This window comes from Psychrobacter piscatorii, from assembly GCF_001444505.1.
Taxonomy (GTDB): domain Bacteria; phylum Pseudomonadota; class Gammaproteobacteria; order Pseudomonadales; family Moraxellaceae; genus Psychrobacter; species Psychrobacter piscatorii_B.
The window spans coordinates 1-13,543 of sequence record NZ_LNDJ01000104.1 but is presented as its reverse complement, the minus strand read 5'-3'; the positions used below and the strand labels follow the sequence as shown (position 1 = coordinate 13,543).

The 13,543-nt window shown below is 44.8% G+C and carries 8 protein-coding genes, 1 tRNA gene and 3 pseudogenes; 9 read left to right on the top strand and 3 right to left on the bottom strand.

All coding sequences use genetic code 11. The features are described 5' to 3' along the window. The first annotated feature begins 639 nt into the window (after positions 1–639). The 4 genes from AS194_RS11305 to hemB all read left to right on the top strand — a co-directional run bounded on the left by AS194_RS11305 (position 640) and on the right by hemB (position 8,361). Positions 640–2,040 carry an efflux RND transporter periplasmic adaptor subunit gene (locus AS194_RS11305; RefSeq protein WP_058025602.1) on the top strand — a complete coding sequence of 467 codons (1,401 nt, stop codon included), beginning with the start codon at positions 640–642 and terminating at the stop codon, positions 2,038–2,040. A 35-nt stretch (positions 2,041–2,075) separates the two neighbouring features. Beyond that, entirely contained in the window at positions 2,076–5,306 is a 3,231-nt protein-coding gene (locus tag AS194_RS11300) for an efflux RND transporter permease subunit (protein ID WP_058025601.1), read from the top strand. Then, positions 5,303–7,117 carry an efflux transporter outer membrane subunit gene (locus tag AS194_RS11295; protein ID WP_058025600.1) on the top strand — a complete coding sequence of 605 codons (1,815 nt, stop codon included), beginning with the start codon at positions 5,303–5,305 and terminating at the stop codon, positions 7,115–7,117. The genes AS194_RS11300 and AS194_RS11295 overlap by 4 nt, the downstream gene beginning before the upstream one ends. 236 nt (positions 7,118–7,353) lie before the next feature. Beyond that, positions 7,354–8,361, top strand: a complete 1,008-nt coding sequence (gene hemB, locus AS194_RS11290) for a porphobilinogen synthase (protein WP_058025599.1) — start codon at positions 7,354–7,356, stop codon at positions 8,359–8,361. Positions 8,362–8,484: 123 nt separating this feature from the next. Here the strand turns inward: hemB and AS194_RS11285 are convergent, their stop codons facing one another. After that, entirely contained in the window at positions 8,485–9,462 is a 978-nt protein-coding gene (locus tag AS194_RS11285; protein ID WP_058025598.1) for a glutathione S-transferase family protein, read from the bottom strand. A gap of 376 nt (positions 9,463–9,838) precedes the next feature. On the opposite strand from AS194_RS11285, the gene AS194_RS11280 reads away from it, so the two are divergent. Then, a tRNA-Val gene (locus tag AS194_RS11280) sits at positions 9,839–9,915 on the top strand. A gap of 242 nt (positions 9,916–10,157) precedes the next feature. Here the strand turns inward: AS194_RS11280 and AS194_RS11275 are convergent. Next, the gene (locus tag AS194_RS11275; RefSeq protein WP_058025597.1) at positions 10,158–10,382 is read right to left on the bottom strand and encodes a helix-turn-helix domain-containing protein; all 225 of its coding nucleotides are present in this window, start codon (positions 10,380–10,382) and stop codon (positions 10,158–10,160) included. A gap of 101 nt (positions 10,383–10,483) precedes the next feature. On the opposite strand from AS194_RS11275, the gene AS194_RS11270 reads away from it, so the two are divergent. From AS194_RS11270 to AS194_RS13545, 4 genes and pseudogenes are all read left to right on the top strand, one after another. Next, complete coding sequence (locus tag AS194_RS11270; RefSeq protein ID WP_058025596.1) at positions 10,484–10,699, top strand: hypothetical protein; 216 nt, start codon at positions 10,484–10,486, stop codon at positions 10,697–10,699. 11 nt (positions 10,700–10,710) lie between these two features. Further along, positions 10,711–11,928 (top strand): annotated as a pseudogene (locus AS194_RS11265) (Arm DNA-binding domain-containing protein). After that, positions 11,900–12,835, top strand: a complete 936-nt coding sequence (locus tag AS194_RS11260) for a tyrosine-type recombinase/integrase (protein WP_058025595.1) — start codon at positions 11,900–11,902, stop codon at positions 12,833–12,835. Before AS194_RS11265 ends, AS194_RS11260 begins: the two are co-directional and overlap by 29 nt. Positions 12,836–12,887: 52 nt before the next feature. Continuing rightward, a pseudogene (locus AS194_RS13545) lies at positions 12,888–13,438 on the top strand (transposase); the annotation flags it as partial. On the opposite strand, the pseudogene AS194_RS13645 reads toward AS194_RS13545, so the two are convergent. After that, a pseudogene (locus AS194_RS13645) lies at positions 13,438–13,543 on the bottom strand (IS982 family transposase); the annotation flags it as partial. The pseudogenes AS194_RS13545 and AS194_RS13645 overlap by 1 nt on opposite strands.

Below are 13,543 nucleotides of genomic sequence, written 5' to 3'. Positions count from 1 at the left end.
ATCACTTTCGAAGTTGAGAGTGGGGTTCATGTAAGGATTTTTGAAGGTTGGATGATATTTGACCACGCTCATTAGAGGCTACTGACTGCTCTAAGTCGCTATATTTTAAAGGTCATAATTAGGGGTTGATAAATTTGTTGAATTGTTTACAAAGCAGGTTTTCTGCTGTTTTAAGACCTTAATACTACTAAGGCTTTACGATTATAACAAAAAATTACAATAAATTTCTATAGTAGGTTGTATGTCTTCTTATTAGCTGCTAGTTGGTGTAGCGGTTACTATGGCGGGATTTTATTTACTCAGCGAGCACAGTGCGGTCAGTTTTTGTCAGCTTTCCTATCGTGAATCACTTGACTGTGGGGTTACCCCAATAGTTTATAATAACTCTTTAAATTTACTAACCTACTTTTTTGTGGTCTGCCTACACTTCTAATATCACATTTACCAAATCGCGTCTCAATCAAACTCGCTACTGGCTGCCTTACTAGCGATTTTTATTAAATCCATTGACTCAAAGGTTGAGTATGCCGTACTGGCATGAATGTGCAGAATAAGTGGACCCTCGATATTTCGTACATCAAAATTTATTGTTCAATTTTTTATACTGTCGTTATTTTATATCTATTGCCGAGGACATTGATGAAGCACTCTACTCTTGCGCTTTTAATAGCATCTGCACTATCTGGAGCTGTATTGGTCGGCTGTGACAAAAACGATGAAGCCGCTGGTGAGCAAGCTGCACAGCAGCAAATGCCGCCTGCGGTGGTCAACGTTCAGACTGTCACTCTCGACACCATCCCCCAAGTACAGACTTTTTCTGGACGTACTGCAGCTTATCAAACTGCCGACGTCCGCCCACAAGTAAATGGCGTCATTGACGAAGTGTTATTCCGTGAGGGAAGCAATGTCAAAAAAGGTCAGCCACTTTATCGCATTAATACTGATAACTATGCCTCTTCGGTAAGCAGTGGCCAAGCCGCCGTACAGCAATCGCAGGCCAACTATCAGACAGCATTGGCAAATAATGCCAATGCAAAAGCTGAGCTTGCCAGCCGCCAAGCGTCATTGGCTCAGGCGCAAAATGACTTACAACGTTTGCAAGGCTTGGTCAGTATCAACGCCATCTCACAACAGCAGTATGAGCAAGCTCAAACTGCCGTACGTACCGCGCAGGCAGCGGTGCAAAGTGCCGCAGCTGCTGTCGGTCAGACACAAGCGGGTATCGAAAGCGCAAAAGCAGGCATTCAAACCGCGCAAGCTGGTCTTGATGCTAGCACATTGGATCTGAACCGTACTATCGTGCGTGCGCCTCTCACCGGTCGTACGGATCGCTCAAGCGTAACTGCTGGTACGCTGGTTAGCGCAGGTCAAGCAGATCCTTTGGTTACCATTTCGCGCTTAGATCCTATCTATGTTGATATCAGTCAGTCATCATCTGAGCTGCTCAAGCTACGTCAGCAAATAGCAGACGGCTCAGCTCAGCCAGGCATGAACTCAGTTGAGTTGGTGCTAGAGGATGGTTCAGTCTATCCCGTGCGTGGCAAGCTTGCCTTGTCTGAAGCAAAAGTGGATGAGTCAACAGGTGCGGTTACCTTGCGTGCGATTTTCCCAAACAGCAACAATATTTTGCTACCGGGTATGTACGTGACAGCTCGCTTAACTCAAAGCGTCATTACCAACGCAGCACTAGTTCCTCAAAGTGCTGTCACGCGTACGCCTAAGAGCGAGACGCAAGTTTATATCGTTGATGAAAACAACAAGATTCAAGTACGTCCAGTCACTATCAACGGTACTTATGATGGTCAGTGGGTTGTCACTGATGGCTTAAAAGCAGGTGACAAAGTAGTTGTGATAGGCGGTGCCAAGGTTAAACCTGAGCAAGAGGTGGTTGCCAAGCCACTAGAGAGCGCAAATCCAGCGCCATCTGCACAAAGTGCACCCAATGCTAAGACGCCGCAGCAAGCTGCAAAAACAATGGATAAAAAACCAGCTAGCAGTGCCACTTCTAGTGAAAAATCAACAGAAGCCGCTGCTAACTAATTCCATTCAAAGACCAGAAGACTTAGGGATATACTATGTCACGTTTTTTTATTAATCGCCCTATTTTTGCTTGGGTGCTGGCTGTTTTGGTCATGCTCATCGGGGTGTTATCGGTTCTTAATCTACCGATTGAACAGTATCCACGTATTGCGCCACCGACGATTTCGGTCAGTGCAAGCTACCCTGGTGCTAATGCGCAAACCGTTGAAAACTCCGTTGTACAGGTCATTGAACAACGTATGAAAGGTCTAGATGGCCTGATGTACATGTCATCATCGAGCTCTTCGAATGGTGGTGCATCAGTCACGCTGACTTTTGAAAATGGTACGGACTCTGATACGGCACAAGTACAAGTACAGAACAAACTGCAAGCTGCGATGAGCTCATTGCCTGAATCAGTACAGCGTCAAGGTGTCAACGTCAACAAATCATCCAGTAGCTTTTTGATGGTACAGGCGTTCATCTCTGAAGACGGCAGTATGGATCGGGCCGATATTGCCGATTATATCAACTCCAATGTTCTCGATTCGATCAGTCGTGTTGAAGGTGTGGGTGAAGTTCAGGTCTTTGGTTCTACTTATGCCATGCGCGTTTGGCTTGATCCTGCACGCCTACGCAGTTATAACATGGTGCCATCTGATATCGTCAATGCGATACGAGCGCAAAATGCTCAGGTATCTGCCGGTCAGTTAGGACAAGCACCTGCCGATACAGATCAACAGGTCATTAACGCAACCGTTACTGTTCAAAGCTATCTACAAACGCCCGAAGAGTTCAAAAATATTCTGCTGAAAACCGATGTCTCTGGTGCGCAAGTACGTTTGGGTGATGTAGCAGACGTCGAAATCGGTAGTGAAAACTATAGCGTTGTATCCTTGTATAATGGACAAGAAGCAGCTGGTCTAGGTATCTCACTTGCTGGTGGTGCCAACGCGCTTGAAACTCGTGAGGCTGTTGGTGCACGTATGGCAGAGCTGGAGCAAAACTTCCCAGCAGGTTTAGCATCAGTTGTTCCCTATGACACAACGCCATTCGTGAAGCTTTCTATCGAGCAAGTCGTGAATACGCTTATTGAGGCTATTGTCTTAGTATTCATCGTCATGTTCATTTTCTTACAGAACTGGCGTGCAACCATCATTCCAACGCTTGCCGTACCTGTTGTTCTATTAGGTACGTTTGCGGTGCTATACGTTGCGGGCTTTAGTATCAACGTATTGACCATGTTTGCTATGGTACTCTCCATCGGCCTGCTAGTCGATGATGCGATCGTTGTGGTAGAGAACGTCGAGCGTATCTTGGAAGAAGATCCTCATATCTCTATCAAAGACGCGACTACCCAGTCGATGGGCGAGATCAGTAAGATCGTTATTGGTATTGCGCTGATTTTGTCTGCCGTATTTGTACCGATGGCGTTCTTTGGTGGCTCAACAGGGGTTATTTATCGTCAGTTCTCTATCACCTTGATCACGAGCATGGTGCTATCAGCCATGGTCGCACTTATTTTTACGCCTGCGCTATGTGTGACTTTGCTAAAACGTGGCAAAAGTCACGAAAAAGGCAGTACTGAACAACAAAAAGGTTTCTTTGGTTGGTTTAACCGTGGCTTCTTTAAGCTAAGCCGCTCTTATGAAAACTTCGTCGGCAAAAGTATTCGTTTTAAGTGGTTGTACCTGATCGGCTATGCCGCCATCATCGGTATTATGGCCGTTGTCTTCTTGCGTATTCCAGGTTCGTTTTTGCCAGAAGAAGACCAAGGTATTATGTTCACCTTGGTTCAGCTTCCGGCGGGCTCTACGCTAGATGAGACGCAAGACGTACTGGATAAAGTTAGAAACTATTATGATACTCAAGAGACTGACAACATTGCCTCTGTCTTTACCGTTGCAGGCTTTAGTTTTGCTGGTCAAGGTCAAAACATGGGTCTGGCGTTTGTGCGCTTATCAGATTGGGAGGAGCGTTCTGGTGATGAAAACACAGCGCAAGCCGTTGCTGGTCGTGCGATGGGTTATTTCTTTACTCAGATAAATGAAGCTCAAGTATTTGCCATTGTACCGCCAGCCATTACTGAGCTTGGTAATGCCAGTGGTTTTGATTTGATGCTACAAGACAGTGGTAACCTCGGGCACGACGGATTACTTGAAGCCCGTAACATGCTCTTAGGAATGGCGGCACAGAACGATCAAGTGTCTGGTGTGCGTCCTAACGGACAAGAAGACTCACCGCAGCTCAAGGTTAATATCAACCAAGAGCAAGCAGCCGCTTATGGTCTATCATTGAGTAACATCAATAGCGTCATCTCGACTGCATGGGGCTCAAGCTACGTCAACGACTTTATCGATCGTGGCCGTATCAAACGTGTCTATGTACAAGGTGAAGCCAGCAGCCGTACCAACCCTGATGACATTGGTAAGTGGTATGTACGAAACGAGACGAATGATATGATTTCATTTGATGCATTCTCTAGCAGTGAATGGCAGTCAGGCTCACCGCGTCTGACGCGTTATAACAGCTTACCATCAATGAATATCCAAGGTAGTGCAGCCCCAGGTTTGAGTACTGGTGAAGCGATGAGCTCGATGGAAGCCATGATTGACAAATTACCTGAAGGTATCAGTTACGAGTGGACGGGTATGTCATTAGAAGAGCAAAAATCAGGTGCCCAGGCGCCGATGCTTTATGCGCTTTCGATCCTAGTCGTATTCTTGTGCTTGGCGGCACTATATGAGAGCTGGTCTATCCCCTTCTCTGTTCTATTGGTTATTCCACTTGGGGTATTGGGTGCGGTGATATTTACGTGGTTACGCGGTTTTGCCAACGACATCTACTTGCAAGTGGGTCTACTCACCGTCGTTGGTTTGTCCGCCAAAAACGCCATCTTGATTATTGAATTTGCCAAAGAACACCAAGAAGAAGGCTATAGTCTGACAGAGGCCGTCATGACCGCAGCACGTCAACGTCTGCGTCCAATTATCATGACCTCACTTGCCTTTGGGCTCGGTGTTGTGCCATTATTCTTGGCGAACGGTCCAGGCTCAGGCAGTCAGAATGCTATTGGTACCAGTGTGGTCGGTGGTGTCTTAACCGCTACCTTCCTCGGCATCTTCTTTATTCCAATGTTCTATATCTGGGTGCGTAGTGCGTTCCCGCATAAATATGAGAACAACACACCCAATGATAAAGATGGTGGCAATGGTACGCCTAACTCGCATAACCCAACACCTTCTGAGAGTTATCAGCCTGCAAGTCTTGGAGACAATACACAATGAGTGCTCAAAAAACATCTATCACTAACTCATCATCGGTAGCTATTACAGCTATCGATGCGCAGCCAGCGCTATCTCGTTTGCGCAAAAACAGTGGTCGCCTGTTAGGTTTGACTGCATTGGCAATCAGCATGGCCGCTTGTAACACCATCCCAAAAGCGGATATGAATCCTGTTTTGGCAGAGCCAAATATCCCGATGCAGCAAACCTATGGGGCATTTGATCAAGAAACAATCAGCACTCCTGAGCAGCCAAGTATTGCGGCCCAGCGTTGGCAGAATTTTTATAGCGATGAGCGCTTAAAAGGACTGATTGCGCTGGGTCTTGAGAAGAACAAAGATTTTGAAAGTGCGCGTTTGGCGATCGAAAAAGCACGCGCGCAGTATCAAATCACCGATATCAACGATGCCCCAGCCATCAACGGCAGCGCAGGCTATACTCGTCAGGCACAAAACCGTGTCAGCACTAGCCCAAACAGTAGCTATAACGTACAGCTTGGTCTTGCCAGCTATGAGCTAGACTTTTGGGGTCGAATAGCCAGCCTAAAAGATCAAGCGCTGCAAAGCTTCTTGGCAACCACTGCTGCCAAAGATGCCACACAGATCAGCCTGATTAGTAATATTGCCCAAAGCTATGCCAATCTCAGCTACAGTCTGGCACAGTTAAAGTTGGCAGAAGCCACCGTACAGAGCCGTGAGCAGTCACTGTTTATTGCTAATAAGCGCTTTGAAGCAGGTATTGATCCCAAGCTACCATCACTACAAGCCAGCGCTTCACTTGAGAATGCTAAGCTGGCGGTACTGCGCGCGCAAAGCAGTATTCTGCAGTCACGCAATGCCTTGCAGTACTTGGTGGGCGGCGCTATACCGAATGAGCTGATCCCAACGCCTGCGGTCAGCAATATCACTACTCAAAAGATATTTAGCGCAGGATTACCAAGCGAGCTGTTACGCTACCGTCCTGATGTGCTACAAGCAGAATATAACCTAAAAGCGGCTGGTGCCAATATCGAAGTGGCTCGTGCTGCTTATTATCCTTCGATCAGTCTTGCCAGTAGTGTTGGTGTGAGCAGTAGCAGCCTGAGCGATTTGTTCAAAAACAGCGCGGTTGGTTGGTCGTTTGGTCCTAACATTAGCGTGCCTATTTTTGATGCTGGTCGCTTGGATGCCAATTATGATGTCGCGCAAATCGAACGTAAGCAAACATTGGCAAATTATGAGGGTGCTATTCAGACAGCCTTCCGTGAGGTGTCAGACGTACTGGCTACGCGTGCTACTTTGGGTGAGCAGCTACAGTCGCAGTATCGCTTGCAAGATAACTTTGAGCAGACTTATCAAATTGCCGATGCCCGCTTCAAAGCAGGTCTTGATAACTATCTAGACGTGCTGGATGCTCAGCGTTCACTATTCTCTACTCAGCAAGGTATATTGGATTTAGAGCTACAGAAAATCACCAGTCAAGTTGAGCTGTATCAAGCCCTCGGTGGCGGTGCCAACCTTGATGTGCCAGCAGTGATTCCTGTACCGCAGCACACCAACTTAGCCCAAATCGTTACTGGATCTGCCAAGAGTGCAAAAGCCAAAGCAACAAATGCTATTCAAGCAGCTGGCTCAGCACCTGTTGTGTCTCCACAAGAGGCTTTAGCAATCAAGCAATCTCAAACGACGAAAACCACCACTTTTGAACCCACCGTTATCGTCGATGTGAATGATGATGGTAAAAAAGATGCAGCTGTCGGTGTGGTGACTGAAGAGACTCGCTTCAATGATGCGAGCGTTGAACAAGTGCCTGTGACACAGATTGTCGAGCCTTAAATGATGGGCTCATAATCTCGTGACGTAATCGTATCTTTACGTTGATAGTCGATAAGTATCATCAGCCCTACCGACTTAACTTGGTAGGGCTTTTTGCTTTATTTTGAGCCTGTTAGTTATAGTAAAATCGTTTTATAAGTCGCTTTTTTGAGAAGCCAGTGCCATAAAAAATGACTTATAAAATAATTTTCACTCGAGCAACACCATAACTACTAAAATGATAGTAAGGAATTATTATGAGCTATACGTTTAACCGCCAATACCCTGCCACTCGCTTGCGTCGTCTACGCTATAACGACAATGTACGAGCAATGATTCGTGAAGTCGAACTACATCCCAAGCACTTTATCGCGCCTGTCTTTGTATTAGAAGGCGACAATCAGCGCGAGACGATCTCTAGCATGCCGGGCGTTGAGCGTTTATCAATCGACTTGCTTATTAATTATGCCAAAGAGCTCTTGGCAGAGGGTGTCACTACCATCGACATCTTCCCTGTCATTGACAACGCATTAAAAACCCCTGATGGCAAAGCCGCTTACGACGAAGATGGTCTTACCGCACGCGCAGTCAAAGCGGTCAAAGACGCCGTACCAGAGATGGTCGTCATGACTGATGTCGCACTAGACCCTTATACCTCACACGGTCAAGACGGTCTGCTCGATGACAGCGGCTACGTCATCAATGATGCAACCATCGAGGTATTGGTTAAGCAGGCACTCGTACACGCTCGCGCTGGTGCCGATATCATCTCTCCTAGTGACATGATGGATGGGCGTATCAAAGCCATGCGTGATGCCTTTGAAGCAGAAGGCTTTGTTAATACCGCGATCATGGCCTACTCAGCCAAATACGCCTCTGCTTACTACGGTCCATTCCGTGATGCTGTCGGTAGTGCGGGCAATTTAAAAGGTGGGCACAAAAAACAATATCAGATGGACTTTGGTAATCGTGCAGAAGCCTTGCATGAAGTCGCTATGGACATCAATGAAGGCGCTGACATGGTCATGATCAAACCAGGCCAGCCATACTTAGACCTTATCCGTGAAGTCAAAGATACCTTTGGTATACCGACCTTTGCCTATCAAGTCTCTGGTGAATATGCCATGCATATGGCAGCTATCCAGAACGGTTGGCTCAGTGATGCTGTGATTTTAGAATCTTTGATCGGGTTCCGCCGTGCTGGTGCTGATGGTATCTTGACTTACTTTGCGTTAGAGGCAGCCCGTCAGCTAAATAATGCTTAATATCAATTAAAATGCTTTTTACATCGTAAAACACCCCAGCTGCTTCATAGTCGCTGGGGTGTTTTTTATTGAAATTCTATTTGTGCTTAGCCGTTTTTGTTCACATGTATAAAGCAAACATGTCTATAGCTGATCACGATGATGTGCTGTCATAAAATCAATAGCAGGGCCAATAGGGATGATACGAGTGGGGTTGATATTGGCGTGGCTGGTGTAATAGTGCTGCTTGATGTGCTCCATATTTACTGTCTCAGCGATACCTGGAACTTGGTATAGATCACGCAGATAGCCCCACAGGTTTGGATAGTCGATAATGCGGCGTAGGTTGCATTTAAAATGCCCAACATAGACCGCGTCAAAACGAACTAAGGTGGTAAACAGTCGCCAATCCGCTTCGGTGATAGTGCTCCCTGTGAGGTAACGCTTATCTGCTAGGCGCGCTTCCAGTGTATCTAATGCGGCAAACAGCTCAATCACCGCCTCTTCATAAGCCTCTTGTGTGGTCGAAAATCCAGCCTTGTACACACCATTATTAATCGTCGTATAGACAAACGCATTAATATCATCGATTTCTGGCAATAACGATGCTGGCGAGAAATCGCCTGCCAGAGCGCCAACGTCGTCAAAAACTGAATTAAACATACGAATGATCTCAGAGGACTCATTGCTTACGATCGTATTGGTCTTCTTGTCCCATAAAATCGGAACAGTAACCCGTCCCGTATAATTGGGTTTTGCTTTAATATAAAGCTCATAAGCATAATCTGCATTGATCAGCGGATCAGCAATCACGCCCTCACCCGCGGCAAACGTCCAGCCATTATCACCCATAAACGGATGCACGACCGACAACGACACCATATCCTCCAAGCCCTTGAGCTTACGATAGATGGTGGTGCGATGCGCCCAAGGGCAAGCCAGCGATACATACAGATGATAACGGTTTGGCTCGGCTTTAAAACCGCCTACCCCTGATGGGCCTGCGCTACCGTCTGCGGTCACCCAGTTTCTAAAGCCTGCATCCTCACGCTGAAAACGCCCCCCACTGGATTTTGTGTCATACCACTGATCTTGCCACTTACCTTCGACTAATAACCCCATAATCTATCCCATTCTACGTTAATATCATCATAGCCTTGTCACCGTCATCATTGAGTCCTGACATCAAACAAAACAGTCTGTACAACGACCTCTGATCAAAACCATTGCTCTTTTATGAAAACCACTGAGCCATTATGACAACCATAGTAACATCAATACCGGTGATATCTCTATGCAGCTTTATCCTTAATGCTTATCACCCACAGAACACCATCCAAACGCATCAGATAAATCGCTGGCAGTCGCCAAACTGTAGAGAAAAGGCCATAAAAAGCTTCAATATCGAAGGAATTATAAGTATTTTCATAATAATTCAATTTTTTTATAAAAAAGGCTTGCAAAGTCTTAAAAACTTGCTAAAATGCTCAACCTAAATAGGCGTATAGCTCAGTTGGTTAGAGCGCTACCTTGACATGGTAGAGGTCGTTGGTTCGAATCCGATTACGCCTACCAGATTCGAAAGCCCCAATCTTTTTGATTGGGGCTTTTTTTATGCCTGAAATATAAAGGCTGTAGCGGAATAGAAAGGTTAATTTCAACTAAACTTTATATCTGTAAGACATCAAAAAATTATTGTTGAAAAACCTGTGTGCCCAAAATGCGCCCAAGTTGCGCCTTCTCTTAATTTTTCCTATTTATTAATATAGTCTTTTTGACCTCTACTATAGCTGTTCTAAAACTACCCTAAAACTAACTTACTTTTCTTTTTCTAGCGACTCGTTAGGTACATAAGTAAATAAGTCGCCTACTCCAATATCTAATGCTTCACAAATCTTATCCATGGTCTCGAAATCGATTCTTGAAGTTTGTTCGTTATAGATTTTGTGCATAGTCGACTTGCTGATTCCCGTCATTCTTATCAAATCTGCGACTTTCATACGACGTTCAGCTAGTAGCACTGGTAAATTACATAAAATCATCAATAATTCCTTAATGGACTAAAAAAGTACTTGCATCGAATTACGTTAGCTAGTAAAGCACTTCTATCGAATAACAAAATACTTTTATAAAGACATTTGTTATGTCACATACCTACCTAACTACCCAAGAGCTTTCTGAGCTCATTAAGTATAACCCTCGTACGATACGTAACGAGCTCAAAGATACTGTGCTGATTGAAGGTATTCATTACATTCGCCCTTTCGGCGGCCGTAAGATTTTATATGTTTGGGAAGAGATTGAAAAAGATATGCGTACTGGCGTCGCCGGTAGCATCAACGCTATGGCACTACAATAAGGAGAAATATCATGGCTAGTATTAGAACACGCAAAGGTAGCAATATGCTATTTGTTGACTTTCGCTATATGAACAAACGCTGTAGGGAAACGACAAACCTCATTGACACGCCAGCGAATCGTAAAAAGCTTGAAAAAGTGATTGAGAAGATGGAAGCAGAGATTACCTTGGGCATATTTAGTTATGCTAAGTATTTCCCCAAAAGCGATAAATGCGATGAGATGATGGCGTTAAGTGATCGCAAGGACTGTCTTTAAAGTGACGTCCTTTCATTTAAGGAATTTGCGCTGCTATGGTTTTCTGAAAAAGAGATCGAATGGCGTGATACTTACAAACGTAAGATTAAAGAAATTATTGATATGTATTTACTGCCTAAGTTCGACACTAAGCCTATTCATCTCATAAAAAAGACAGATGTATTAGCCTTCCGTTCATCGCTCGCCAAAGTAACGTACGGAAAAGCTAACAAACATCTGTCAGCGGCACGCATCAATTCGATAATGGTACCTTTAGGTATGATACTAAAAGAAGCCTCTAAACGCTACCATTTTGAAAACCCTTACTACGATATTAAATCCCTTAAGGAGCCTAAGACTGATATTCAACCTTTCACGCTTGAGGAGGTTTGGACGTTCATTAACGGCGTTAGGGAAGACTATCGTAACTATTACTTAGTAAGATTCTTTACAGGTATGCGCACTAGTGAGATCGATGGCTTAACTTGGGAAAATATCGACTTTAATCGTCGCGAGATTGTCATTAAGCAAGCTTTGGTCAAAGGTAAGATCGTACCGCCTAAGACGGAGGAGTCCTATAGAGCTATTCAGATGTCTCCTTGGGTATATGAGGCCCTAGTGGAGCAGCAAGACATTACATACAAGCGTTCTGACTATGTGTTCTGCTCTCATACGGGTGAGCCTTTAGATTACAACAATGTCAACAAACGCGTTTGGCACCCTACTCTTAAGATTTTGGGTCTCAAGAAGCGTAATGCCTATCAGACTCGTCATACCGCAGCCACGCTTTGGTTAGCAGCTGGCGAGAGCCCTGAATGGATAGCAAGTCAAATGGGACACTCTACCACTAAGATGCTATTCAATACCTATAGTCGCTATGTGCCGAACATGACTCGCCAAGATGGGAGTGCGTTTGAAGCTTTAGTAAATCGTAGTCAAATGGTTCAATCATCTACTGACAAGGATGGATATTTGGTCAGAAGAAGAGTTTGAAGAGCTCTATGAAGACATCTTAGAATACAAAGCTGTCGTACGAAACAATACTGATATTGGATATTCTGCCAATTTATTAAAGAGTATGCACAACTTTGCCAAGAGCAAATACAACCTTCCCTCTGTGAATTTCCAGCAGTCCAAAAATGGTCGGCGTGTACGTGCGGAGCTGATATCACCGCAAGCGTACCAAGCCATTATTACGCAGATACTGGGTTCTGTAGATATATTGGAGCGGGAGATGTTCGCGCTTTTATTTATCTTAGTCTATCGTACTGGGATGCGCAAAAAAGAGCTGTTGGGACTTAAGTATAATGACATCGAAGGCTTAAAAACAGCCACACCCTCAGTGGTGATCAGGCCCAATAGCTACCGTCCAACTAAGACTCAAAGTAGTATTCGCCGCGTTCCCTTATTTGCTCTCCTCAAACCTAATGAGCTGAATTTTTTTATTAACTTTGTGCAGAGTAATATTGGCGACAACTCAAACAAATTTATCTTTACCTTATCATCGGATCAGCGCCCTATTGATGACCATGTTCCGTTGCAATTACTCAAACGAGTCTTAAAAGACATATCAGTAGATGATAACGTGGTAGAGCATACCTTTCATGGGTTTAGGCATACGGCAGTGAGTAACCTATCTCTGGTGCTAGTAGGTCATTCAGATCTCGTAGAAGCCCTAACCGATTATGATGAAAGCGATGTGCTTCGCATCAAACAAGGCATACTCGGAGAGCATATCAATGGACAAGATCGCTGGTACGCTCTATCAGGTATTATGGGCCACTTATCGCCTGAGCGGAGCTTTGAATATTACAACCATTTTGCCACGCTGATGGCGACCTATGCGCTTAGTAAAGCAGATATAAAGCTGCCAAATCGAACGCTATATGAGCTATGCTGAAGAAACCGTACAACTAAACTTGGTAAACTAAGCACAATTATAGGAGTTTACCATGACCAAGAAATTAAGAACCTACAGTGACGAATTTAAAGCTGAAGCTGTCAAGAAGATAGCAGATAATAATGGCAATATCTCAGCTACTGCAAAGCAGTTAGGTATTGCCATGCAAACGCTATCAAACTGGCATAACAAAGCCAATCAAGGCAAGCTTGTTGGCACAGAGCAATATGATCCTGACCTTATGAGTGCTCTTCAAGAAATAAAGCAGCTCAAGCGTCAGCTCAAAGTGGCTGAAGAGGAGCGCGAGATTCTAAAAAAGGCGACCGCGTACTTCGCGAAAAACAGCCCGTAAAGTACGCTTTTATCAAAGACAATCGTCAGATATTTAGCACCACTACTATGTGCCGTGTATTAAGCGTTAAGCCCTCAAGCTACTACGATTGGCTAAGTCGTGACATCAGCGAACAGCAGGTACACCGCAATCAGTGCGAGCTACTAGTTAAAGCCGCTCACAGTGAAATGAAAGAACGTTATGGCGTAGATCGATTGCATGCTCATCTAAGCAAACAAGGCCACAACATTAGCCTGTATATACCCCACTCTCAACTTGAAATAAGCAAATCAAACTGAAGAGGCGGATTACCAAGTTTTTTGTTGAGTACAAAGCACAGATTGTGTGAAAGAATCTTACGAATCAATCGATGAGAC